The organism is Ruegeria sp. HKCCA6837 (assembly GCF_013034475.1).
Lineage (GTDB): Bacteria > Pseudomonadota > Alphaproteobacteria > Rhodobacterales > Rhodobacteraceae > Ruegeria.
Genome location: NZ_WQGD01000017.1, coordinates 1 through 23,088 on the forward strand (window position 1 = coordinate 1; position 23,088 = coordinate 23,088).

At 55.5% G+C, this 23,088-nt stretch carries 22 protein-coding genes and 1 tRNA gene; 14 read left to right on the forward strand and 9 right to left on the reverse strand.

All coding sequences use genetic code 11. From position 1 onward, the window contains the following. Positions 1 to 198: 198 nt before the first annotated feature. The gene (gene msrQ / locus GOV91_RS18670) at positions 199 to 813 is read right to left on the reverse strand and encodes a protein-methionine-sulfoxide reductase heme-binding subunit MsrQ (RefSeq protein WP_171181893.1); all 615 of its coding nucleotides are present in this window, start codon (positions 811 to 813) and stop codon (positions 199 to 201) included. 4 nt (positions 814 to 817) lie between these two features. Then, complete coding sequence (msrP, locus tag GOV91_RS18675) at positions 818 to 1,720, reverse strand: protein-methionine-sulfoxide reductase catalytic subunit MsrP (protein ID WP_171181896.1); 903 nt, start codon at positions 1,718 to 1,720, stop codon at positions 818 to 820. 300 nt (positions 1,721 to 2,020) lie between these two features. Between msrP and GOV91_RS18680 the strand changes: the two genes are divergently transcribed. Both GOV91_RS18680 and GOV91_RS18685 read left to right on the forward strand, forming a co-directional pair. Then, positions 2,021 to 2,836, forward strand: a complete 816-nt coding sequence (locus GOV91_RS18680; RefSeq protein WP_171236535.1) for a cyclase family protein — start codon at positions 2,021 to 2,023, stop codon at positions 2,834 to 2,836. Between the two features lie 129 nt (positions 2,837 to 2,965). After that, on the forward strand, positions 2,966 to 3,580 hold the full coding sequence (locus tag GOV91_RS18685; RefSeq protein ID WP_171236536.1) for an NAD(P)H-dependent oxidoreductase: 615 nt from the start codon (positions 2,966 to 2,968) through the stop codon (positions 3,578 to 3,580). A gap of 92 nt (positions 3,581 to 3,672) precedes the next feature. On the opposite strand, the gene clpB is transcribed toward GOV91_RS18685, so the two are convergent. Together clpB and GOV91_RS18695 are read right to left on the reverse strand one after the other, a co-directional pair. Then, positions 3,673 to 6,291, reverse strand: coding sequence for an ATP-dependent chaperone ClpB (clpB, locus tag GOV91_RS18690; protein ID WP_171181901.1), 2,619 nt, complete (start codon positions 6,289 to 6,291; stop codon positions 3,673 to 3,675). A 126-nt stretch (positions 6,292 to 6,417) separates the two neighbouring features. Next, positions 6,418 to 6,735 (reverse strand): hypothetical protein, encoded by a 318-nt coding sequence (locus tag GOV91_RS18695; RefSeq protein WP_171181903.1) that lies wholly within the window; start codon positions 6,733 to 6,735, stop codon positions 6,418 to 6,420. A gap of 140 nt (positions 6,736 to 6,875) precedes the next feature. Between GOV91_RS18695 and pyrF the strand changes: the two genes are divergently transcribed. Together pyrF and GOV91_RS18705 are read left to right on the forward strand one after the other, a co-directional pair. Continuing rightward, positions 6,876 to 7,580, forward strand: coding sequence for an orotidine-5'-phosphate decarboxylase (gene pyrF, locus GOV91_RS18700; protein ID WP_171236537.1), 705 nt, complete (start codon positions 6,876 to 6,878; stop codon positions 7,578 to 7,580). 336 nt (positions 7,581 to 7,916) lie between these two features. Next, positions 7,917 to 9,170, forward strand: coding sequence for a DNA polymerase IV (locus GOV91_RS18705; protein ID WP_171236538.1), 1,254 nt, complete (start codon positions 7,917 to 7,919; stop codon positions 9,168 to 9,170). 2 nt (positions 9,171 to 9,172) lie between these two features. Here GOV91_RS18705 and GOV91_RS18710 read toward each other — a convergent pair whose 3' ends face one another. Next, complete coding sequence (locus GOV91_RS18710; RefSeq protein ID WP_171236539.1) at positions 9,173 to 10,033, reverse strand: N-formylglutamate amidohydrolase; 861 nt, start codon at positions 10,031 to 10,033, stop codon at positions 9,173 to 9,175. Between the two features lie 148 nt (positions 10,034 to 10,181). Here GOV91_RS18710 and GOV91_RS18715 point away from each other — a divergent pair. The 5 genes from GOV91_RS18715 to GOV91_RS18735 all read left to right on the forward strand — a co-directional run bounded on the left by GOV91_RS18715 (position 10,182) and on the right by GOV91_RS18735 (position 12,903). Continuing rightward, positions 10,182 to 10,256, forward strand: a tRNA-Val gene (locus tag GOV91_RS18715). Positions 10,257 to 10,346: 90 nt separating this feature from the next. Beyond that, a complete protein-coding gene (ykgO, locus tag GOV91_RS18720) occupies positions 10,347 to 10,472 on the forward strand; it encodes a type B 50S ribosomal protein L36 (RefSeq protein WP_008755722.1) in 126 nt (41 codons plus the stop codon). 226 nt (positions 10,473 to 10,698) lie between these two features. Then, positions 10,699 to 11,715, forward strand: a complete 1,017-nt coding sequence (locus GOV91_RS18725) for a Fe(3+) ABC transporter substrate-binding protein (RefSeq protein ID WP_171181909.1) — start codon at positions 10,699 to 10,701, stop codon at positions 11,713 to 11,715. Positions 11,716 to 11,830: 115 nt separating this feature from the next. Then, entirely contained in the window at positions 11,831 to 12,385 is a 555-nt protein-coding gene (locus tag GOV91_RS18730) for a helix-turn-helix domain-containing protein (RefSeq protein WP_171181911.1), read from the forward strand. Next, a complete protein-coding gene (locus tag GOV91_RS18735; protein ID WP_171181913.1) occupies positions 12,382 to 12,903 on the forward strand; it encodes a GNAT family N-acetyltransferase in 522 nt (173 codons plus the stop codon). Before GOV91_RS18730 ends, GOV91_RS18735 begins: the two co-directional genes overlap by 4 nt. Before the next feature lie 15 nt (positions 12,904 to 12,918). On the opposite strand, the gene GOV91_RS18740 is transcribed toward GOV91_RS18735, so the two are convergent. Next, positions 12,919 to 13,785, reverse strand: a complete 867-nt coding sequence (locus GOV91_RS18740; RefSeq protein WP_371732341.1) for a phenylalanine 4-monooxygenase — start codon at positions 13,783 to 13,785, stop codon at positions 12,919 to 12,921. Positions 13,786 to 13,838: 53 nt separating this feature from the next. On the opposite strand from GOV91_RS18740, the gene GOV91_RS18745 reads away from it, so the two are divergent. Beyond that, on the forward strand, positions 13,839 to 14,297 hold the full coding sequence (locus tag GOV91_RS18745) for an Lrp/AsnC family transcriptional regulator (RefSeq protein WP_171096703.1): 459 nt from the start codon (positions 13,839 to 13,841) through the stop codon (positions 14,295 to 14,297). Between the two features lie 105 nt (positions 14,298 to 14,402). Here the strand turns inward: GOV91_RS18745 and GOV91_RS18750 are convergent, their stop codons facing one another. Continuing rightward, positions 14,403 to 17,192 carry a bifunctional aconitate hydratase 2/2-methylisocitrate dehydratase gene (locus GOV91_RS18750; RefSeq protein WP_171236541.1) on the reverse strand — a complete coding sequence of 930 codons (2,790 nt, stop codon included), beginning with the start codon at positions 17,190 to 17,192 and terminating at the stop codon, positions 14,403 to 14,405. A gap of 179 nt (positions 17,193 to 17,371) precedes the next feature. Next, positions 17,372 to 18,718: a serine hydrolase gene (locus GOV91_RS18755; RefSeq protein ID WP_171236542.1), complete on the reverse strand. Its 1,347-nt coding sequence runs from the start codon at positions 18,716 to 18,718 to the stop codon at positions 17,372 to 17,374. 258 nt (positions 18,719 to 18,976) lie between these two features. Here GOV91_RS18755 and GOV91_RS18760 point away from each other — a divergent pair, with 258 nt between their 5' ends. Continuing rightward, a complete protein-coding gene (locus GOV91_RS18760; protein WP_171236543.1) occupies positions 18,977 to 19,963 on the forward strand; it encodes a DMT family transporter in 987 nt (328 codons plus the stop codon). A 59-nt stretch (positions 19,964 to 20,022) separates the two neighbouring features. On the opposite strand, the gene GOV91_RS18765 is transcribed toward GOV91_RS18760, so the two are convergent. Further along, positions 20,023 to 20,511 (reverse strand): CHAP domain-containing protein, encoded by a 489-nt coding sequence (locus GOV91_RS18765; RefSeq protein WP_174836811.1) that lies wholly within the window; start codon positions 20,509 to 20,511, stop codon positions 20,023 to 20,025. A 198-nt stretch (positions 20,512 to 20,709) separates the two neighbouring features. Between GOV91_RS18765 and GOV91_RS18770 the strand changes: the two genes are divergently transcribed. From GOV91_RS18770 to gltS, 3 genes are all read left to right on the forward strand, one after another. Beyond that, positions 20,710 to 20,847 carry a hypothetical protein gene (locus tag GOV91_RS18770; protein WP_171236544.1) on the forward strand — a complete coding sequence of 46 codons (138 nt, stop codon included), beginning with the start codon at positions 20,710 to 20,712 and terminating at the stop codon, positions 20,845 to 20,847. A gap of 354 nt (positions 20,848 to 21,201) precedes the next feature. Continuing rightward, the gene (locus tag GOV91_RS18775) at positions 21,202 to 21,708 is read left to right on the forward strand and encodes a hypothetical protein (protein ID WP_171236545.1); all 507 of its coding nucleotides are present in this window, start codon (positions 21,202 to 21,204) and stop codon (positions 21,706 to 21,708) included. Further along, a complete protein-coding gene (gene gltS / locus GOV91_RS18780; protein WP_171236546.1) occupies positions 21,695 to 22,915 on the forward strand; it encodes a sodium/glutamate symporter in 1,221 nt (406 codons plus the stop codon). Before GOV91_RS18775 ends, gltS begins: the two co-directional genes overlap by 14 nt. Positions 22,916 to 23,088 lie beyond the last annotated feature (173 nt).

Below are 23,088 nucleotides of genomic sequence, written 5' to 3' on the forward strand. Positions count from 1 at the left end.
CTAAGGTTTACTCCCAAAACCCGCAACCCAAAAAAACAAAAAATCAAAAGTTTTTCTCTGATGCAGATTTTTATACTTAAAATCAATTAGATATGATGAAATTCTCTCGCCCAAAACCGCCTAAACCAGCCAAGAACACTCGAAACTTCAGAGCCCTGCCCCCTTATGCACACGGTTACCCACAGACTCGGCGTCGATTCAGGCGGAGTCTGCAGTTTTGCTTCCGGAAACGAGTCTTGGAGTCGGCAAACGCAAGGCAAGAAGTGTGAGAATGATCGTCAGATAGACAAGCGGCTCGATCTGGAACCCTTTGGCCAGCATCACGAAGTGTAAGGCACCCAACAGAGCGACTGGGTACACCAAACGGTGGAGCTTGCGCCAACGCGTCCCTAACCTGCGCACCGACCAATTGTTGGAAGTCACCGCCAGCGGCACCATAAGAAGGAAGGCCGCCATGCCGACCGTGATATAAGGACGCTTGAGAATATCCGCCCAAATCTGACTGGGAAGCTGTACATCCAAGATCAGCCAAACAAGAAGATGCAGACTGACATATGAAAATGTCAGCACTCCAATCGCGCGCCGGAACTTCATCAGGTTCAGACCCGCAATCCGGCGCAGGGGCGTGATTGCCAGACCAGCGATCAAAAGTTGCAGGGCCAGTTCGCCATAGCGATGCTCCAGCGCTTCGATCGGGTCGATACCCAGCCCCCCGGACAGGCCGAGGTAAAACAGCCAGGGCGCAGGTAGCGCGCCAAGCAGGTAAATGGCCCATACCGGAATACGGCGGAATATCTGGTTCACGGCCTGCATGGGCTTAGTAGTTTTTGGCCAGATCCAAGCCTTCATACAGGCTGGCGACCTCTTCCTCGTAGCCGTTGAACATGAGAGTGGGGATTCGTTTGGCAAACAGACCGCCGCCAATGCGACGCTCGGACGCCTGAGACCAACGCGGATGATCAACCTTCGGATTCACATTGCTGTAAAACCCGTATTCGCGGGGGTTCGACATGTTCCAGCTTGTGGGCGGCTCTACATCGGTCAGCGTGATGCGCACGATCGATTTGATCGACTTGAACCCGTATTTCCACGGAACCACCAAACGCAAAGGCGCGCCATTCTGGTTCGGAATCGTTTTCCCGTAAATTCCGGTGGCTATGAACGTCAGAGGGTGCATCGCCTCATCCAGACGCAAGCCTTCACGATACGGCCATTCAAGAATGGGGAAGCGTGTTCCGGGCATCTCATCCGGGCGGTACGCGGTTTCAAAGGCCACATATTTCGCACTCTCCTGAACTCCGGCCATATTCAGCAGGTCGGCGAGTTCGAAACCGTTCCACGGAATGACCATTGACCACGCTTCAACACAACGGAAACGATAGATCCGCTCTTCGATGGTCATCTCAGACAGAATATCCTTAAAGTCATACTCACCCGGGCGATCCACCAAGCCGTCGATCTTGACGCTCCAGGGTTCGGTCACAAGAGAACCGGCATACTTAGCAGGGTCATCTTTTCCGGTCCCGAACTCATAATAGTTGTTGTAGCTCGTGATCTCTTCCCATGTATTCGGTTCCAACGCGTCTTGCGCTGCAGCCGGGCGCGCCATCGCGGTTAGCCCAACACCTGCCAGACCGGCCATCACCTGCCGCCGGTTCAGGAACGCCGCCTTTGGCGTGACGTCGGCTTGTGTCAAAGTATTGGTCCAGCGATGCGCCATGTATGTCTCCGTCGTGTCCACGTGTCAGTCTTGACTTAATGCGCTGATAGCACAGCGCCAGCGAAACAGGCGTAACGATTGAGCGAAGTGACTGTAACGTTCTCAAATCGGACGCCTCGAAAAGACCGGAGCATTCTGCCTGTTCAGTTCTTCTTTTCGACTGCTTTGGCCGAGCTATTTATCGGAAACCTTTACAAAAGCGCCTACCGGACTGCACTCTGTCACGCAGGCATCGCACGCGTTCCTGCGCGTTGCTTGTCTGTTATTGTAGCCGTTTCGCCGCAAAAGGGAGGAAGAACTATGTGTGACATCTGTGTAATGAATGCCGTCAAGGACAGGATGCTGTCTCGGCGCGGGTTCTTCAAAGCTGCAGCTGCGACAAGCGTTGCCGCCGTCGCAACCGGTGGTACGGCCCCCGCATCGCTGGCCGCAGGACATGGCGGCATCGAGGATATGACCCACACGCTCAGCCCGGAATTCCCGACATGGGGCGGTGACCCTGGCATTTCGGCAGAACAGGCTTTCAACTTTGCAGATCACGGTTTCAACCTGTTCAATTTGTCGATCAATGAACACACAGGCACCCATATCGACGCCCCGCTGCACTTTTCCGCGGATGGCACATCGGTCGATGAGATCCCGGTCAACGACCTGGTCGCGCCTTTATGTGTAGTCGATATCGCCGCCCGCGCGGCTGAGGACGCAGACACACGAGTCACGCCAGACGATCTGAAGGCATGGATATCGGCGAACGGAGACATCCCTGACGGTGCCTGCGTGGCGATGCATTCCGGCTGGGGCGAAAAAACAGCCACAGATGAATTCCGCAACTTCGATGGCGAAGCGCAGCACTATCCCGGCTTTCATGTCGAAGCGGCGCAGATGCTGATGGAAGATACCGGCGCGCGGTCGATTGCTGTGGATACGCTGTCGCTGGACCACGGCATGTCGGCAGATTTTGCCACCCATTATGCGTGGCTGCCTTCAGGTCGGTTTGGGATTGAATGCCTGGCCAATCTGGACCGGGTGCCGGCATCCGGCGCGACGCTTGTTATTGGCGCACCAAAACACGCGGGTGGTACCGGCGGCCCAGCGCGGATTTTTGCGCTAGTGTAAAAAACTGCACCAAACAAAATTAAGGCTCACCCTGATGGTGAGCCTGTTTTGAACTGATCCCCAGCTGTCAGGATGTTCTGCTTGACCTAAAGGTACCTTGAGCAATCAAGGTGCCTCGGGAAAGCCCGATTGAATCAGAAAGTCCCGATCATGCACATCCTGACCGTCCTTGACCATCCAGACCCAAACTCATTTACCGCCGCCGCAGCGCGGATGTTCATGGATGGTGCGAAGGCAGCCGGTCACACGACAGAATTTGCTGACTTGCATGCCGAGGAATTCGATCCGCGTTGGACTGTGGCGGACATAGAGGGGGATTCGGCGACCGCACCACTTGCAGACATACGATTCGAACAAGAACGTATCTCTCGCTCGGATGCTATCTGTCTCGCGTTTCCGCTTTTCTGGTGGGGAATGCCGTCAATGATGAAAGGTTGGGTTGACCGCGTCTGGTCATGGGGTTGGGCATATGATCAGTTGGATGATCGCGAAAAGTCGCTGCAACGGCCCAGATCCGGAGTCTTGCTGATACCCGCTGGCGCGCGATCCGACGAAATGAAGGACGCCGGATATCTGAATGCAATGGAAACCCTCTGGACACAGGGCACGTTCGGATATTTTGGGTTCTCGCCCCGCAAGCTGGAAATCCTCTGTGGATCCACAGGGTCAGAAGAACGTCGCGAAGCCCTTCTGGAGCAAAGCTACAACGCAGGTCTGAACATACCGCCACATCGGCAGCCCTGAGGTTTATGGGCGCAATGGAACATCAGGCATTGATATATGGTAGATGCTGAAAAAAGACCCGCTGAAACAGCGGGTCTTTCTTTCCGTTTTGATCAATGCACCACGGCATCATCCGGGCGAGGTCGGTCTGACGTGCCCAAACGGTCGCCTATGATCAGACCATCGGTTCCGGCGGTCACCGGAACGGTCTCTCCATCCTTGATCTCGCCGGCCAGCAGCGCTTCGGCCAGCGGGTTCTGCAAGGCGCGCTGAATCACACGCTTCAAGGGACGCGCGCCAAAGACCGGATCATAGCCTTCATTGGCCAGCCACTCCTTGGCACCGTCGTCCAGCACCAGCTCGATCTTGCGAGCAGCCAGTCGTTTCTGCAGACGCGCCATCTGGATATCAACGATGCCATCCATATCGGCCCGCTTGAGCCGGTCAAAGATGATGGTCTCGTCCAGACGGTTCAGGAACTCGGGCCGGAAATGCGCCCGGACCGCATCCATCACGTCACGCCGCGCTTGCGCGCTGTCCGCACCTTCGGGCAACTGGCTCAGCGCCTGAGAGCCGAGGTTCGAGGTCAGGATGATCAGCGTCTGCTTGAAGTCCACGGTGCGGCCCTGACCATCGGTCAGAACGCCATCATCCAGAACCTGCAACAGCACGTTGAACACATCAGGGTGCGCTTTTTCGACCTCGTCAAACAACACAACCTGATAGGGCCTGCGCCGTACGGCTTCGGTCAGCACACCGCCTTCGTCATAGCCGACATAGCCCGGAGGGGCACCTATCAGACGGGCAACCGCATGTTTTTCCATGAACTCGGACATATCGATGCGGACCATCGCATTGTCGTCGTCGAACAGGAAATTCGCCACGGCTTTGGTCAGCTCTGTCTTACCCACACCGGTCGGGCCAAGGAACAAGAACGAGCCCAGCGGACGACCTTCGTCGTTCAGCCCCGCGCGCGCACGACGTACGGCATTGGCGACAGCGGTCACCGCTGCATCCTGACCGATCACGCGGGAATGCAGATCATCTTCCATCCGCAGCAACTTCTCGCGCTCACCTTCCAGCATTTTCGAGGTCGGAATACCCGTCCAGCGTTCGACCACAGCAGCGATCTGCGTCGGGCGCACCGTTTCCTCGGCCATCATGGCGTTGCTTTCGGCGTTTTCAGCCTCGGTCAGCTTTTTCTCAAGCTCTGGGATGACGCCATAGGACAGCTCACCGGCCTTGGCCAGGTTACCTTCGCGCTTGGCGATTTCCAGATCAGCCCGCGCTTTGTCGAGCTGCTCTTTCAGATCACGGGCACCAGCCAGCTTGTCGCGTTCGGCCTGCCATTGGGCCGTCATCTCGGCAGATTTCTCCTGCAGGTCGGCCAGATCCTTTTGCAAGGTTTCCAGACGGTCCTTCGAGGCCGCGTCGTCTTCAAGCTTCAGCGCCTCTTCCTCGATCTGCATCTGCAGGATCTGGCGATCCAGCTGGTCGAGCTCTTCCGGCTTACTATCCACCTCCATCCGCAGGCGCGACGCTGCCTCATCAACAAGGTCGATGGCTTTATCTGGCAGGAACCTGTCAGTGATATAGCGATGCGAGAGCGTCGCCGCCGACACCAATGCCGAATCCGAGATGCGTACGCCATGGTGCAGCTCGTACTTTTCCTTGATACCCCGCAGGATGCTGATCGTATCCTCGACGGTTGGCTCGGTCACCATCACAGGCTGGAACCGGCGCGCAAGGGCCGCGTCTTTTTCGACGTATTTACGATACTCGTCCAGCGTGGTCGCGCCGATACAATGCAGCTCACCCCGGGCAAGCGCAGGTTTGATCAGGTTGGCAGCATCCATCGCGCCGTCGGACTTCCCGGCCCCAACCAGCGTATGCATTTCGTCGATGAACAGGATGATCTCACCGGCGGCTTCAGTGACTTCGGTCAGAACGGCCTTGAGTCGTTCTTCGAACTCACCACGGTATTTCGCGCCAGCAATCAGCGCGCCCATGTCGAGCGCGAGCAGCTTCTTGTCCTTCAGCGATTCCGGCACGTCGCCGTTGACGATGCGCAGGGCCATTCCCTCGGCAATCGCGGTTTTACCCACGCCAGGTTCCCCGATCAGAACCGGGTTGTTCTTGGTGCGGCGCGACAGAACCTGCATCGAGCGGCGGATTTCCTCATCCCGCCCGATGATCGGGTCAATCTTACCTTCAGCCGCAGCTTCAGTCAGATCGCGCGCATATTTCTTGAGCGCGTCATAGCCCTCTTCCGCCGATGCGGTATCAGCGGTGCGACCCTTGCGGATGTCATTGATCGCCTCATTGAGTTTCTGGGCAGACACCGCACCAGCCTCCAAAGCGTCCTTAGCTTTGGATTTCACCATGCACAGCGCCATCAGCACCCGTTCAACCGGCACAAAGCTATCGCCCGCTTTGGTGGCGATCTTCTCAGCCTCGTCCAGAACTTTGGCGGTCTGTCCGTCCATGTAAATCTGGCTCGCGTCGCCGCTGACCTTCGGGATTTTGCCCATCGCGACGTCCAGCGCCTCGACCACGCGGTTGGGCGCGCCGCCAGCACGTGTGATCAGGTTGCTCGCCAGCCCCTGATCGTCATCCATCAATGCTTTGAGTATATGTGTTGGCTCCAGCCTCTGGTGCCCCTCGCGCAGCGCAATGGTCTGCGCAGCCTGCACGAATCCCCGTGCCCGCTCGGTGAACTTGTTCAAGTCCATGATATTCTCCTTTTCCAAGCGCCCCGTTTTGACATGCCCGCTTGGCGGCACATATCGGTCGAAGCCTCACATTCAATCTGGGAAATATCTTTGCCGGTTCAAGAGGCTAAGACGCAGAAATCGCCGTTATTCGCGCTGTATGGTGTAGACGGTGTAACCTCCGGTCTCGGCGACCTGAACCGCACCCAGATCATCCACGAGGGACTGTGCCGCCGCGCTTCCTGTCGGGCATGACACCAGATCAGCCGTATGGTCCAGGAATTCCACGGTAAAACCCGTTTCGCCCGTAAGCTGGCACCAATCATCCTCGGACCTGTAGCCACCCACAAGACGCAGATCATCATTTGTGGGTGCAGGAGCAGCCCCGGTTTCCGGTGTTTCGGGCGGGGTTTCGTCACATGCAGCCAGCGCAACCAATACGCCCAGCACAACCAGCTTTTTCATTTTCTGTCCCTTGCTGTGAAATCAAATACTCAATACCCGGCACGATAGCACAAAATGAACGTGCCCGCGCCCGGCTTCGAAGATGGACAGAACCGCCCGAACCCGCTAGGAGGCAGACGTTTGCCAAAAAGGAGCGCCCCATGTCCGATGATCGCCTTATCGTCGCCCTCGATGTCTCTAACGCCCTGCAGGGTCTGGCCATGGCTGAACGGCTGGGCGACAGCGTGTCCTTCTACAAGATCGGCTTGGGCATGTTGACGGGTGGCGGGCTGGCTTTGGCCAATGAGCTGAAACAGGACCACGACAAACGTATCTTTCTGGACATGAAACTGTTCGACATTGGCAATACGGTTGAAAACGCAGTGCGGGGGCTGGCGCAGTTCGATCTGGATTTCCTGACTGTACATGGCGACCCACATGTTGTGCGCGCCGCCAAAGAAGGTGCATCGGGCAAGGATTTGAAAATCCTTGCTGTGACCATCCTGACTTCGCTGAACCGCGACGATCTGGACGCCAGCCTGATCAAAGCTGGCGACGTGCAGGACTTGGTGGTCGAACGCGCAGCCAAAGCGCTGGAGGCCGGGGCTGATGGCGTTATCGCCAGCCCGCAGGAGGCTGCCCTGATCCGCGCACTGCCTCAGGCCGACGGTCGCCTGATTGTCACCCCCGGTGTGCGTCCAGCAGGCGCAGCACTTGGTGATCAGAAACGAGTAGCAACACCGGCCAACGCGATTCGGAATGGTGCGGATCACATCGTCGTGGGCCGTCCGATTTATCAGGCAGAAGATCCAAAAACCGCCGCCGAGGCTGTTCTGGCCGAGTTAAATTCTCTGAAAGTGCACTGACCATTTCAAGTGTTTCGGACGGTTTTCGTGTTCGAGTTTCACCGCAACAAGTTGACGTTGCGTCAATTTTTTGCAGAACCGCGCCAAATCGTCCCTGTGCCAGAAAACACACATTCAAAAGGTGAGTTTTGGCGACACGGCCTTCCACCTATCGAAAACCGAAAAACTTAGCGATTCTTTGGGGAAGTTACTCCCCAACGGACCATTTCTTCCTGAGGTTCGTTACTTCCCCCCGCCACATTGCGGGGGGTTTTCTTTTCCTCAATGACCTATGATCGAAGTTGAGGAATGTTATAGAGAAACCCCAAGCCAACTGCGGAGCGCATGAGGACGCAGATGCCCGGTCTTTGCCGAGATTGCCTGACACCTTCAAGGAACGAACGTCGCTGTGCAGCCTGCGGCAGCCCAAGGGTCAAGTCGCACCCTGAACTGTTTGACCTGTCCATCGCGCATATGGATTGCGACGCCTTCTACGCATCAGTGGAAAAGCGTGACAATCCCGAGCTTGCGGACAAGCCCGTCATCATAGGTGGCGGGAAGCGGGGAGTTGTATCGACGGCGTGTTATGTGGCGCGCATACGCGGCGTCCGATCGGCGATGCCCATGTTCAAGGCTATCCAACTCTGCCCCGAAGCCGTCGTGATCAAACCACGCATGTCTGTGTATGCCGAAGTATCGCGCGAGATACGCGCCATGATGGATGAATTGACGCCGGTCGTGGAACCGCTGTCTCTGGACGAGGCATTCATGGATCTTTCCGGCACCGAGCGATTGCACGGGGTACCCCCCGCGATCATGCTGGCGCGGCTGGTCAAACGAATGAAGGAAGAGTTGGGCGTGACCGGCTCTATCGGGCTGAGCCACAACAAATTCCTCGCCAAGGTCGCGTCTGATCTCGACAAGCCGCGCGGCTTCTCTGTGATCGGCAAAGCCGAGACGGCAGATTTTCTGAACGACAAACCTGTGCGGCTGATCTGGGGTATTGGCCCCGCAGCGCAAGAGTCGCTGGAACGGGCCGGGATTCGAAGCTTCAACGATTTGCTGCGGTGGGATCAGGAGGCGCTCACCGCGCGCTTTGGAGCGATGGGGTATCGCCTGTGGCATCTGGCCCGGGGACAGGACAAACGGCGTGTCTCGGCCCATGAGCCTATGAAATCCATCAGCAACGAGACCACATTTTTCGAAGACACAGCTAACCCTGAAATTTTAGACGGACATCTGTGGCGCATGGCCCTGAAAGTCTCGGACCGGGCCAAGGCCAAGGATCTTGCAGGGCGGGTTGTCACGCTCAAGCTCAAGAAGGCCAATCACAAAACCCTGACAAGACGCGTGTCCCTTCGGGATGCGACGCAGATTGCCGACCGGATCTATCGCACGGCAAAGGGGCTGTTCGATCAGGTGGGTGATCAGGGACCCTATCGGCTTTTGGGATGCGGCCTGTCTGATCTGTGCCCGGCTGATCAAGCTGATATGTCGGGTGATCTGCTTGATCCGGGTGCTGCCCGCAGATCGCAGGCCGAGCGGGCCACCGACGAGATCCGCCAAAGGTTTGGCTCAGACGCCATCGTAAAAGGCCGCGCGCTGCGCTGAGGTTATTCGGCCGCCAGACGAACCGAGTCCGCTCCGATGTTGGCAATCTCGCGCACCACCTGCCGCAGAAGTTTCGAAAACGCCATGAAATTGGAGTTTGGTGCGATCCTCTCTTCGTCCATATAGAGTGCGCGGTCGATCTCGATCTGGATTGCATGCTGAAGGCGACCGGGACGTCCGTAAGTCTGAGTGACATAAGCCCCGGCAAACGGTGCATTGCGCGCCACGTTCAGACCTGCCGAAACAAAGGCCGATTCAACCAGATCCACAATTTCCGAAGACGCCGACGCGCCAAACCGATCCCCCAGCACGATTTCGGGCCGCTTGCTGCGCGCTGTACCGGCCATCGAAACCGCCTCGTGCGGCATAGAATGGCAATCCACCAAAATCGCCTGACCGAACTTTTCATGCGATTCGTTCAGCAAAGACTTCAATCTCGCGTGATAAGGGCGCCAGTAGGTGTCGATACGCAGCCGCGCCTCATCCATGGTCAGCTTTCCGCTGTAGATCGCCCGACCATTGGCCACGACGCGGGGAATCACCCCCAGCCCCGAAGCGACCCGTGGATTATGTCCATGCCGGCGCGCGCCGCTGATCAGGGCGGGGTCAAGTTCATCCAGGCTGCGATTCAAATCCAGATATGCGCGGGGCATGGCCGCTTTGATCAACGGCGCACCGTATTCAGCAGCAGGCGCAAATAGTTGATCCACAAAGGCATCTTCGGATGAACGAATCACGTTTTGATTCAGAACCGAACGCTTCAGAAAGGCCGCCGGATACTCTCGCCCGCTATGAGGGGACGAAAAAACCACGCATGAACTGCGGTTTTCGGGCATATCCAATACAAAGGCTGCGTTCTGCATGATTTCTCCATGTTCGTAATCAACATAGACTGGAAAATTGTTCTTCCAAACCCCTTGAACCCCTGAACGACTCCTTTTATAGACCCCGCTACCGGCGCGGTGATCCGCGCCCCATTTCGTTATGGGGCTGGGCACGCAAAGGGAAAGTGGGCGGTTAGCTCAGCGGTAGAGCACTTCGTTGACATCGAAGGGGTCACAAGTTCGATCCTTGTACCGCCCACCATCGTTTCACTGTTCCGGGTTTCCGGGGCACCCGCTAACCCAGGCGCTGGCCACGTCCTTGATGAAGGCGCCGCAGATTGGAGACAGACCCATGAAGGTCAAGAACTCGCTCCGCTCGCTCAAGAACCGGCACCGTGACTGCCGTATTGTGCGTCGCAAAGGCCGCGTCTACGTGATCAACAAGACGCAGCGCAAGTTCAAAGCCCGCCAAGGCTAAGAACTGCGAAAAATCGTTTTCAGAAACCGCGCCTTCGAGCGCGGTTTTTTTTGTTTTTTTGGCACCTTTATCGTGAAAAGAATCCTGAAAATTAGAGAAAAGCAGACTTGCGACCATTTTGACCAAGTAAAACTGTCGGAATTTCTTGCATCCAATGTGAAATAGTATAATTGAGCAAAACAGTCGGGTTAATCTCCGACACGAAATTCAATTGTTGGAGTAAACTATGCTGAAATCCACAACCTGCCTGGCTGCCGCCCTGTCGGCATTGGTTGCCACCACCGCTGTCGCTGAAGGTGAACTGAACCTGTATTCATCGCGCCACTATGACACTGACGAGCGCCTCTACACCGATTTCGAAGAGGCCACTGGCATCACCATCAACCGAATCGAAGGCAAGGCCGACGAGCTGATCGCGCGGATGGAAGCAGAAGGCGCCAACTCGCCCGCAGACGTAATGCTGACCGTTGACACCTCACGTCTGGCGCGCGCCAAGGACGCTGGTATCCTGCAGTCGATCGAAAGCGCAACTCTGGAAGAGCGTATTCCTGGTAACCTGCAAGACAGTGACAATCAGTGGTTCGGCTTTTCGCAGCGTGGTCGGATTATTTTCTACAACAAGGAAAACGTCACCAACCCACCGGCCACCTATGCCGATCTGGCCAAGCCGGAATACAAGGGTCTGATCTGCATCCGGTCTTCGACCAACACGTACAACCAAACCCTGTTGGCATCGATCATTACCCATGAAGGCGCGGATGCGGCCAAAGCCTGGGCAGAAGGTATCGTCGCCAACATGGCACGTGATCCACAGGGGGGTGACACCGACCAGCTACGCGGCATCGTTTCGGGTGAATGTGACATCGCTGTATCGAACACGTATTACTTTGCGCGCGCGGTCCGCAAAGATGTCAAAGGTCTTTCGGCGGATCGCGACATGATCGGCTGGGCTTTCCCCAACCAGGACAGCTATGGCGCGCACATGAACCTGTCGGGCGGCGGCGTTGCGGCACATGCACCGAACAAGGAAAACGCGGTCCTGTTCCTTGAATATTTGGCAAGCGATCAGGCGCAGCAGTACTTCTCTGCGGGGAACGATGAATACCCGGCCGTTTCAAGCGTCGAATTGGCCGAGTCGGTTGCCACCCTGGGTGAGTTCAAGGCTGACGAAGTGAACCTGTCCGAGGTTGCCAAGAACATCCCCGAAGCGCAAAAGATCTTTAACGAGGTTGGCTGGAAGTAACCGCCCAAATCGTTAATACCCATGAAGGGCGCGAGATTCTCGCGCTCTTTTTTGTTTACATTTTGTTTATTTCGTATAATTTTTCTCATATCTGAGAAATTTTCTACTAACGCCTATGCTCGACACCCTTTCAAATCGCCTTGCCAATCGACTGAATGAGCTGCGTCGCGGGCGCGGGTGGTCTCTGGACCAGTTGTCTGAACACAGCGGCATAAGCCGTGCCACACTATCTCGTATGGAAAAAGGTGATGTAAGCCCAACGGCAGAAAACCTTGGCCGACTCTGCGCGGCTTACGACTTGCCGATGTCACGTCTGCTTATGATGGTCGAGGACAGTTTTGACCCCAAGATCCCGTTTGAACGCCAAGCCGAATGGAGCGACCCTGAAACAGGCTACACCCGCCGTGCAGTGTCCCCCCCCGCGAATGGTCTGAACGCCGAAGTGGTGGAAGGCCACCTGCCTCGGAACACGGTCATCACCTATGATACGCCCCCCAAATCCGGGCAAGAGCATCACCTCATTCTGGTCGACGGCGCGCTTACGCTGACGGTCGACGGAACACCACACACCCTGAACGCAGGGGATTGTATGCGTTATCACCTGTCTGGCCCGACCCGGTTCGAAACAGGCACAACGCGGGGCGCCCGGTATCTTCTGGTGCTGGTATGATCACACGTTTAACCGGATCCGAATTTGATGCGGCACTGGATGACCTGACCGAGATTCTGCACACCTGTGTTCATGACGGGGCCAGTATTGGCTTTATCCTGCCGTTCACCCAAGAAGACGCGCGCTACTATTGGCAACAAAACGTGCGGCCCGGCGTGAACGCAGGTGCATTGGAAATCTTTGCAGCGTATGACGGTCCACGCGTTGTGGGCACCGCGCAATTGATACCAGCGGCAATGCCCAACCAACCCCACCGTGCCGATGTGGCCAAGCTTTTGGTTCATCCGAACGCCAGGCGCCGCGGATATGGCCGCGCTTTGATGGAGACCCTATTTCAACGCGCGCGCGACTTGCACCGCTCGACTTTGGTGCTGGACACACGCAGCACCGATCCCTCTCGGTTGCTGTACGAAAGCCTTGGGTTTCAGATTGTGGGGGAAATACCAAAATATTGCCAAAACCCGTTCGAACCCAGGTTGGAGCCGACGACATACATGTACAAAGACCTGTCCGCCTGACGGTGGACTGCGTGATTACTCGGCTGCCGCGACCTTTGCGGGAAACTTGTTGGGCAGCAGCCCCAAACCACGCGCGTTCCGAATATCGGCCAGAAGGTCGCGCTCGGCCGCTTCGAACAAATCCTCGGGATCATCCAGAACAAAATAGCCCATCTGATGCATGTCGATACGGTACGGTGTTCGCAAGATGGTTAGGATATCGAACGGGTCCCGATCTGGAATGTCACTGCTCACGGCATAAACCAGCTCGGTCGGAGAAGACGCCAAGCCCGATCCCAGCGCTTTGATCTGGCCATCCTGGCGGCGTAAACCAAACTCGATGGAAAACCAGTACAACCTGATCAGCCAAGCGTAATCCGCATCTGTCGCCTGCTGGCCTGCCTGCCCGATGGCGTGGCTAAACGCGGCAAAGCGCGGGTCGCTCAGCAATGGGGTGTGACCGAAGATCTCGTGAAAGATATCCGGTTCTTCGATATAGTCGAAATCCTCGCGCGACCGGATAAACGAAGCTGCGGGAAAAACGCGATCCGCCAGCATACCGAAAAATGTCTTGAAACCGATCAGCGCAGGAACCGGCTGTATCCGCCACCCTGTCAGGTCCAGCAACCGATCCGATATATCCGCGCAGCACGGCACCTTGGTTTTGGGCAAGTCCAGCCGGGCAAGCCCGTCCAGGTATTCGCGCGCCATATAGCGCTGCACATTATCCGCCTGCGCTGCGTAAAGATCGGCCCAGACAGCGTTTTCTTCATCGGTATAGGCTATGCGGCCGCGCGCGTCAGCGACCTTGGCAACGTACTTGGTCGATTTGGGCATCCGTTTCCTCCTGCTTAAATACAGGATACCGCGCCCGGCGCGGTGGATTTGTTTTGATAACTGAATTTATTTCACTAAAATGAAACAATTAATCCGATTGGTGACAATAAGTGAAACAAATGCTTCATCCTGCTGATATAGATATTCTCCGAGAGCTTCAGATCAGTGGACGTCTGTCGATGCAGGAACTGGCAGATCGAACCGGGTTGTCGGCCTCGCAATGCTGGCGACGAGTACGCGATCTTGAAGCAAGCGGAGTGGTCACGGGTTATCGCGCGCAGGTACCAGCTAAGGCCGTTGGCCTGAATGCCATCGCCTACGTCCATGTCGCGCTCAAAGATCACCAGGAAAAGAGCATCGCGGATTTTCTGCGTCTGGTCGAAACAGAGCCGCAGATCGTCGAATGCGCCTCGATCACCGGGGATCATGATTTCATCCTAAAGGTCTATGCCAAGACGCCCGAGGATCTGGAGGTGTTTATCATGCAACGTTTGTTGAAATCTGGTCTTGTCCGCGACACCCGAAGCAATTTTGTTCTTCGGCAAACCAAGACCCGAGGACCTTTACCGATACTATAGGGGCGACGGGCGTCCGTTCGAAATCGGTCACAGCTGACACAACAAAAAACGCCCGGTCACCTGAAGTGGCGCCCGGGCGATCCATGCTTGGCTTAAAAACCGTGTTTAGAAGTGCGCCGACTTCGTGCCCGCTGGTTTTTCAACCGAAGGCGCGAATTTCGTCAGGTCGATGCCTTCAACAGCGGTCTTGTATTCGTCGATATTGGGAGTCCGACCCAAAATGGCAGACAACACCACAACCGGGGTCGAGGCCAGCAGGCTTTCGCCTTTCTTGTCGGGTGCATCGGCCACGACGCGGCCCTGGAACAGACGGGTCGAGGTGGCCAGAACAGTGTCACCCTTAGCGGCTTTTTCCTGGTTGCCCATGCAAAGATTACAGCCGGGGCGTTCGAGATACAGGATATTCTCGTACTCGGTGCGCGCCTTCTGTTTTGGGAACAGGTCGTCAAACTCGAAGCCCGAGTATTTTTCAAGCACTTCCCAGTCGCCTTCTTCCTTCAGCTCATCGATGATGTTGTAAGTCGGGGCCGCGACCACCAGCGGTGCCTTGAATTCGACTTTACCGGTTTCCTTTTCTAGGTTCTTCAACATCTGGGCAACGATCTTGATGTCGCCCTTATGCACCATGCAAGAGCCGACAAAGCCCAGATCCACATGCTTTTCAGCGTTGTAGTATGAAATCGGGCGGATCGTATCGTGGGTGTACCGCTTAGAGACATCGGCGTTATTCACGTCGGGGTCAGCGATCATTGGTTCGTTGATCTGGTCCAGATCCACAACAACCTCGGCAAAGTATTTTGCGTTATCATCGGGTTGCAGCGCCGGTTTTTCACCAGACTTGATCTGAGCAATACGCGCATCAGCAATGTTGATCAGCTTTTGCAGCATGCCACTTTCATGCTCCATGCCTTTGTCGATCATGATCTGGATGCGTGACTTGGCCAATTCCAGCGAACCGATCAGGGTCTCGTCATTCGAGATACAGACCGAAGCCTTGGCCTTCATCTCGGCCGTCCAGTCGGTGAAGGTGAACGCTTGGTCCGCCAACAGCGTACCGATATGAACCTCGATCACCCGGCCTTGGAAGACGTTATCTCCGTGCTGTTCTAACATCTGCGCCTGTGTGGCGTGAACCACGTCGCGGAAATCCATGTGATCCGCCATTTGGCCCTTGAAGGTCACCTTGACCGATTCCGGGATCGGCATCGATGCTTCACCCGTTGCCAGTGCCAGCGCCACGGTGCCCGAGTCGGCCCCAAAGGCCACACCTTTGGACATACGCGTGTGGCTGTCTCCGCCGATAATGACCGACCAGTCGTCCACGGTGATATCGTTCAGCACCTTGTGGATCACGTCGGTCATCGAATGATAGACGCCTTTCGGGTCACGACCGGTGACAAGGCCGAAATCGTTCATGAACTTCATCAAACGCGGCGTGTTGGCTTGCGCCTTGGCGTCCCAGACCGACGCAGTGTGACAGCCCGACTGATAAGCCCCATCAACAATCGGGGACACAACAGTGGCTGCCATCGCCTCAAGTTCTTGCATGGTCATCAGGCCAGTGGTGTCCTGCGAGCCAACGATGTTGACCTTCACACGCACGTCCGATCCGGCGTGCAGGGTCTTACCCGGCGTTGTGCCAACCGCGTTCTTGTTGAAGATCTTCTCGACAGCGGTCAGGCCCTGACCTTCATGGCTGATTTCTTTGGACGGAGCAAAGACCAAAGGCGCTTCGACGCCCAGCGTTTCGGCCGCAAATGTTTGCAGCTTCTTTCCAAAGACAATGGCGTAAGAGCCCCCGGCCTTCATGAATTCCACTTTTTGCGGGGTAAAGGACGAAGACACGTCGACCAGCTCATCGCCATCCTCGCTCAGCAGCTTGTGGTCTTTGGTGTTGATCTTCAGAACTGTGCCTGTGGCGACCGAATACTTTTCTTCCAAGATCGGGTTGCCATCGTTGTTCAGGATCGCGTTGCCGTCTTCGTCCACCTTCTTGACCCAGTTTTTCAGGTCAAGACCGATGCCACCGGTCACACCGACGGTGGTCAGGAAGATCGGAGAGATGCCGTTTGTACCCGCAACAATTGGGGCAAAATTGACAAAGGGCACATATGGGCTGGCCTGCTTACCCGTCCACAACGCCACATTGTTCACGCCGGACATACGCGAAGAACCAACGCCCATGGTTCCTTTTTCAGCGATCAGCATGACACGTTTGCCGGGGTGCTGAAGCTTTAGATCCTGGATTTCCTGCTGCGCCTTTTCCGAGATCAGGCACTTGCCGTGCAGTTCGCGGTCAGCACGCGAATGCGCCTGGTTGCCTGGTGACAGAAGGTCCGTAGAAATGTCGCCCTCGGCAGCCACATATGTGACGATTTCAATTTCTTCGTCGATGTCAGGCAGCTTGGTAAAAAACTCAGCCTTGGCGTAGCTTTCCAGAATGTCCCGCGCGATTGTGTTGCCGGCCTCAAGCGCGGCCTTCAGACGGTTTGTGTCCGCATCATAAAGGAAGACCTGCGTTTTCAATACCTCGGCTGCCTTGCCTGCGATTGCAGCATCATCACCCAGCGCAAGATCCAGAAGAACCTCGACCGAGGGGCCACCTTTCATGTGCGACAGCAGTTCGAACGCAAAGTCCTGCGAGATTTCTTCGACGTCAGCTTCGCCCAGAATGATATCTTTCAGAAAGCTAGCCTTTTCGCCGGCCGCGCTGGTTGTGCCGGGCAGCGTGTTGTAGATGAAATAGTTCAGCGAGTCTGCGCGATGTTCGTTCTGGGGATCACGGATCTGATCAATGATTTCCTTCGCCAAAGCCCCGTCATCGATGGGTTTAGGGCTCAGGCCCTGCTCTTTGCGGGTTTCGATTTCATTCAGGTAATCAGTATAGAGGCTCATGACGGGTCCGACCATTTAGCTGGGTGTACCGGCAGTCAAAAGGCCGGCACTTTCAATTTGTATGCGGCGGTATACTAAAACTGCGCCACATGCAAGCCCCAGACCTGCGACCCGGTGTCCTGAGCCGGTTGCAGCCTGCCAAGGTCGTTGCCATCGCAGGCGCGGGATGAAGAGGTCTGTTAAGACGGATCGTCCCCAAAGGCTGTAATCAACGCCTGCGCCAACGGCAAGGAAGAGTAGCCAAACCGGGATGGCGTCAGACCCATCCGCACAACAACCATGTCATGCGACGGGAAAACGCCGATGAACTGACCATCGTGCCCCTGCAGCCAATGCGCATCTTCGAACGGTGGAAAATCTCCGGGGGCTTCCAACCAAAGATGCCCTTTGGCATAGCGCCCGTCCGAGGCACCAACAGGCTCGACCATCCAGTCCACAAAACCTTCGGGCAAGATCCGAGCATCGTACCAAACACCCTTTTGCAACAAAAGCTGACCAAACCGGGCCCAGTCACGGGCCGTGGCATACATATAGCTGGACCCGATAAACGTATCGTTGGCATCTGTCTCAAGGATCGCCGAGGCCATACCCAGTGGCGCAAACAGAGCCGTTTGCGGATATGTCAGCCCACCGTCAGGCAGCTTATCTTGCCACACCCGCGAAAGAACCGTGGTTGTTCCCGAGGAATAATTGAAGTCTGTGCCGGGTTTGGCTTCGGGCACTCGTTCCGCTGCAAAGGCAGCCATATCATTACTGAGATACAGCATCCGCGTGACGTCCGAAACGTCGCCATATTCCTCGTCCCATTGCAAGCCGCCAGTCATCGACAACATATCGGCCACAGTAATGCCCCGGCGCGAATCCTCGGCCCAATCCGGAAAACTGTCGACCAGATTGTCCGCAAGGCTCATCCGACCGGTTTCAACTAAAGTGCCGATCAATCCAGCCGTTATCGTTTTGGTCATGGACCAACCCAGCAGTGGGGTTAGCGCGTCGAACCCATCGGCATACGTCTCGGTCAAAATGCGTCCATTTCGAACTACCACGACAGCGCGGTATCCTTCGCCAAGCAAAGCCACATCAGACATGATGCTTTGAATCTGCGGGTCCTGCGACAGCGCAACTTCATCGCCTGCTGGCCAAAGGCCTTGTGCGGGACGATTTGGGGGAACCAACGACTGATCACTCAGGGCCGCATCATGAACATTGGTGCAGCCCAGCCCTTCGCGGAACTGCGATGTCGCCGGGGCAAAGAACCGAAACAGCCGCGCTTGCACCGTCTGCGCTTCTTGATCAACGTCGATCGAGACCTGCTTGAGCAGCGGATGCCCCGGTGCCTGCACATCAACGGCCAGCACCTTATCAGGGTCTCGTCCGGCAATGAAAACATTCGAACAGACGATTTTGGCAGAGTAATTTGTGCCAACCTTCAACAGATCCGGTGGCGCGACAAGCAGGTACCCAATCAGGCCTGCTCCACCCACAAACGTCAAAACGCCAAGTGTTTTCACTATTTTCCCGAACATCCGACAGTGCCGCCCATATTGTCTTCCTGCCACGCGACGTTAGAGGCAACCGAGCAACGGTTTCTACACTTCCGTTACGTATAAACCTGATGTCATCGGGCCGGGCTTGAAACGAAATACCTGTTTTGATCTGGCGCACTCTCCCAAACCCAAACTGGCACCAACGCTGCATGGAATGCGAGCTACGACCACAGAGGGTCGCAAAGTGACGTGACCCGTTAGATGGCCCGTGTTAGTGGCCATTTGAAAGGACGCTCCATGACCGAAGGCCAAAAACTGCAAAACACGACAGCTGGTATTGTGTTCATTCTGATCGGAATTTTGGCGATTTCTGTCAACGACATGGTGATCAAGTTTCTGTCGGGCGGTTACCCTTTGCATCAAATGGTCTTCACGAGATCGCTGATCGGAATTGGGTTCAGTTTGGCCCTGGTGCAGATGGAAGGCGGTTGGAAAATCTTGAAAACAGATCAGCCGGGGCTCCATCTTTTGCGAGGAGCGCTCATCGTCGTTGCCAATCTGACGTTCTTTACAGCCTTGGCTGTTATGCCTCTGGCCGAAGCGACTGCGGTGTTCTTTGTCGCGCCCTTGATGATAACGCTGCTCAGCATCCCATTACTCGGGGAAAAAGTTGGCCCCATGCGAATTGGTGCCGTAATTGTAGGTTTCGTAGGCGTTATAATAATGACTCGCCCGTGGGAGGCCGGTGGCACACGTGACGTTGGCCTGGTGATGTACTCCCTTCCGGTTGTCGCGGCTTTTACCTACGCGCTTAACAACGTGCTTACCCGCTTACTTGGCGCAAAATCCAAAGCCTCGGCTATGGCTGTCTACATTCAAACGTGTTTCATCGTCGTCAGCTTGGTATTTTGGTCGGTGGCGGGAGATGGGCGTTTCGCCTCAGCGTTCGAGAACGAAAGCCTGGTTTTCCTACTTCGAGCCTGGGTCTGGCCAGAAGGTACCGATCGGTGGTTGTTTGTCGGGCTTGGGTTTAATTCCGCGATCATCGGCTATTGCCTCGGCCAGGCTTACCGTTTGGCAGATGCTGCCACGGTGGCTCCATTTGAATATGTCGGCCTTCCAATGGCGATTTTTTGGGGATGGGCAATCTGGGGCGAATTGCCAAACCTGCCAGTCGCAATTGGTATCACGCTGATCTTGGGATCGGGATTGTTTGTCTTCTTGCGTGAGCGCCAAAAGAAAAGAAACGTGGTTTCACAAAAGCGCGTGCACCGCCGCTATTAACGGCCCAAGCTGGTTGATCGGCCGGGTCGCACATGGCCGCGACGCGAAATCGGATTGGCTTACTCGGCCCCGCCAGGATAAATAAACCCATTCACCGGGTAGAAACTACCGTACTGGCCCGGCTGGCTTTCGACCCGGACCATCGTCCAGTCGTTGTTTTTTGACACATCCCTGACGCCCATTTTCAAGGATACCTTGTTACGGTGCCAATTGGCGTGATTCACGATGACTTCCCGTTCGGTGACAATGTCAGACACCACGGCCACATGGCCAAGTGGCATACCGCGCGTTGCCCGAAAGGACATAACCGCACCAACAACCGGCTCATTGCCTCGTGCAAAACTATTGCGTGCTTTCCCCCACCAATCCTTTGCATTACCTCGGATTTCGATTCCGCTCAGGGTACGTGCGTAGGGCACACACCAAACTCTTTGCCCCCGAGCGTGTTTTTTCGAGACCTCTTGAAGCGCCACTAGCTGACGTTCCGGATCGAGATCCGCGTCGCTCGGGCTTTGCGCGCAGGCCGAGACAAACGCAAAAAATCCCATCGCAATCACAGCGCGGGATGTGCCGGTCAGCAGCGGCCAAGTCGTCGTTTTGCTGGTCCTGTTTAGCAAGAAACTTCGGTGTAGGTTTGAGTGGTGAAGAAGTTTTAAGGCGATAATGCGCGTTATGAAAAGAGCCCTGTTAAGCTCCGGCAGAAATTCGCCGGTTTCCCATTACACTTTTGCACTGGAGTTACACACATGTCCGACTGTTGGGGGCTCACCCCGGACATGGCCGTTCTGTGGGTATGTGCACAACACATCGCAAATCTACAACCCAATGCAGGTATGCTTATAACGCTGCATGGCACCACTGACTTCCTTGCAGAAAGCCTTTGAATCTGGCCCACAAGTTTGAGCATTCACCATTTCGGTGTCGAATTACACCTGATCAACCCCACACGAGGAATCCAATTTGATTGCTAGTGAACAACCGGCCTTTGTCCATCTGGACGACGCTTTCCGGGGCCGACCAGCGACTAGCCACAAAACATTTAGACATCTGAATACCATCAGCGCATGATAGTTTCGGTCACCGAGTTGCGTCTTTTGGCGTAAATTTTCAGATCCCGGAATCCTGTTTTGGTTCCAAAAAATAGCTACGAGGTGAATAATGAACCTTGCACATTCCGAGGGTCGAACATGAGTGGCCCTACGCAGCCCTTGATCCGGTTGTCGTCAGCGCGACCGTTCTTGAGCACGTTGAATACTGCCTGTCCGGACGCCGATGAATTGCTAACACGCTTGGGAATTTCTCGATCCTCGTTCGATGAGCCCGAAGCACATAGCCACCCAATAGTTACGTATCATCTGTTTGAAGAGGTGGAAGCCGCCACAAACGACATTGATCTACCGGGGAAGCTTGGCGCCTTTCTAACGCCATTCGAAATTGCCGCGACCGAGCATTCAAGTTCAACTGGGCACCACCTGAACATCTATGGCAGACCCGCCGTTATGTCTGATAAACGGTGTTTCGAGACACCTTTCGTTTCGGCACAATTAGTGGCGTTTTTTGCCTGCTTGTTTTCAGAGATTGCTGCAAGAGTTGCCGGGAGTAGTCGGTCTGCCGCCGAAACGTTGGTAACCGTAAGCGACCCCAAAGCATTACCGGATTACTTCAATGCTTCCAAACCAATCCTGACACGACTGACCAAATTAACTTGCTTGGACGAGGGCACAAAACACAATGGAATTGCTTGATCCTATAGAAATCGACAGCTTTGGCGCCGTTACAATTGGGATATTGGTCTATTTCCTCGGCGCACGGCTGACCCGTCGCTATGCCGTCCTGTCCAAGTACAGCATCCCAGAACCCGTCAGCGGAGGCCTCTTGGCCGCCGTTCTGGCTCTGCTTGTAGTTTCGGCCACGGGCCGGGCGATAAGTTACGAACTAAGCGCCAGAGATTTCTTGCTGGTCTACTTTTTCACAACAGTTGGTCTCAACGCCCGTTTCGCTGACCTGCTCAAAGGTGGGCCCCTTCTTGTGCTCATGCTAGGGCTCACGATTGCCTTTATGCTCGTGCAGAATGTGGTTGGCATGGTTGGTGCGCTCGTGTTCGGTTTGCCGTCACAAGCAGGTGTGCTGTTGGGCACCGCATCTTTGATTGGTGGTCACGGCACAGCCATTGCCTGGGGCCCAACCATAGAAAACAGTTATCAAGTCACTGGCGCTTCGGAACTGGGAATAGCCACTGCCACAGTTGGTTTGATTCTGGCCAGCGTTCTGGGTGGCCCCATCGCCCGATTTCTCATCCAAAAGAACGATCTGACAAGTGCCCCGGACGTTGAAGACGAGGTCGCGACAGTTGCGGAACCATCCACCGACCAGCCATCGACTCTGACCCATGTTGACCTGATGAATTGCGTGCTCTGGATTCACGTCGCCATTGGAATTGGATATTCAGCCTTCGAAGCACTTGAGGCGGCGGGGATCAAACTGCCTTTATTCGTACCCTGCCTATTAACTGGTATCCTGCTATCGAACTTGTTGCCGCCGCTGCTTCCAAAGCTCTCATGGCCGGCGCGAACCCCTGCGATGAACGTGATTTCCGAATTCAGCCTGTCCGTGTTCTTGGCAATGTCGCTGATGAGCATGGAGTTATGGACCCTTGCCAGCAGCGCTGGCGTGCTGATCACAACCATGCTCTTACAATCCATTGCGGCTGTAGCGTTCATCATTTTCATCGTCTTCCGCCTGATGGGAAAAAACTATTTCGCAGCTGTGATATCGGCAGGGTTCGCTGGTTTCTCTTTGGGCGCAACGCCAACCGCCATCGCAAACATGACTGCGGTCACACAACGCTATGGTCCTTCGCCAGTCGCGTTCATAGTGTTGCCGTTAGTCTCAGCGTTTTTTGTGGATCTGGCCAACGCGTTCATCATTCAGTGGTTCCTTGGATTTGGGTAGAGCACTGTGTTGCGCCAACGGGCTTGAAGTAAGCTCTTCAAACAAATGCCTGTTTTCCTATTGGAACGTCCAGCCAGTTACCCCAAACCAGAGCTGCTTGGATTGCCAGATGACCAACCATCGGCTTAAGCGCGTTGAATTCTGTCCACAAAGAAACTCTGTGACTTCTAGCG

What these genes read in the sequence shown, in the direction of transcription:
- GOV91_RS18710 (WP_171236539.1), bottom strand. Translation starts at nt 10,033, where the DNA reads ATGCAGAACGCAGCCTTTGTATTGGATATGCCCGAAAACCGCAGTTCA.
- GOV91_RS18680 (WP_171236535.1), top strand. Translation starts at nt 2,021, where the DNA reads ATGTGTGACATCTGTGTAATGAATGCCGTCAAGGACAGGATGCTGTCT.
- msrQ (WP_171181893.1), bottom strand. Translation starts at nt 813, where the DNA reads ATGCAGGCCGTGAACCAGATATTCCGCCGTATTCCGGTATGGGCCATT.
- GOV91_RS18725 (WP_171181909.1), top strand. Translation starts at nt 10,699, where the DNA reads ATGCTGAAATCCACAACCTGCCTGGCTGCCGCCCTGTCGGCATTGGTT.
- GOV91_RS18730 (WP_171181911.1), top strand. Translation starts at nt 11,831, where the DNA reads ATGCTCGACACCCTTTCAAATCGCCTTGCCAATCGACTGAATGAGCTG.
- pyrF (WP_171236537.1), top strand. Translation starts at nt 6,876, where the DNA reads ATGTCCGATGATCGCCTTATCGTCGCCCTCGATGTCTCTAACGCCCTG.
- GOV91_RS18760 (WP_171236543.1), top strand. Translation starts at nt 18,977, where the DNA reads ATGACCGAAGGCCAAAAACTGCAAAACACGACAGCTGGTATTGTGTTC.
- GOV91_RS18745 (WP_171096703.1), top strand. Translation starts at nt 13,839, where the DNA reads ATGCTTCATCCTGCTGATATAGATATTCTCCGAGAGCTTCAGATCAGT.
- GOV91_RS18695 (WP_171181903.1), bottom strand. Translation starts at nt 6,735, where the DNA reads ATGAAAAAGCTGGTTGTGCTGGGCGTATTGGTTGCGCTGGCTGCATGT.
- msrP (WP_171181896.1), bottom strand. Translation starts at nt 1,720, where the DNA reads ATGGCGCATCGCTGGACCAATACTTTGACACAAGCCGACGTCACGCCA.
- GOV91_RS18750 (WP_171236541.1), bottom strand. Translation starts at nt 17,192, where the DNA reads ATGAGCCTCTATACTGATTACCTGAATGAAATCGAAACCCGCAAAGAG.
- clpB (WP_171181901.1), bottom strand. Translation starts at nt 6,291, where the DNA reads ATGGACTTGAACAAGTTCACCGAGCGGGCACGGGGATTCGTGCAGGCT.
- GOV91_RS18765 (WP_174836811.1), bottom strand. Translation starts at nt 20,511, where the DNA reads ATGGGATTTTTTGCGTTTGTCTCGGCCTGCGCGCAAAGCCCGAGCGAC.
- GOV91_RS18705 (WP_171236538.1), top strand. Translation starts at nt 7,917, where the DNA reads ATGCCCGGTCTTTGCCGAGATTGCCTGACACCTTCAAGGAACGAACGT.
- GOV91_RS18755 (WP_171236542.1), bottom strand. Translation starts at nt 18,718, where the DNA reads ATGTTCGGGAAAATAGTGAAAACACTTGGCGTTTTGACGTTTGTGGGT.
- GOV91_RS18735 (WP_171181913.1), top strand. Translation starts at nt 12,382, where the DNA reads ATGATCACACGTTTAACCGGATCCGAATTTGATGCGGCACTGGATGAC.
- ykgO (WP_008755722.1), top strand. Translation starts at nt 10,347, where the DNA reads ATGAAGGTCAAGAACTCGCTCCGCTCGCTCAAGAACCGGCACCGTGAC.
- gltS (WP_171236546.1), top strand. Translation starts at nt 21,695, where the DNA reads ATGGAATTGCTTGATCCTATAGAAATCGACAGCTTTGGCGCCGTTACA.
- GOV91_RS18770 (WP_171236544.1), top strand. Translation starts at nt 20,710, where the DNA reads ATGTCCGACTGTTGGGGGCTCACCCCGGACATGGCCGTTCTGTGGGTA.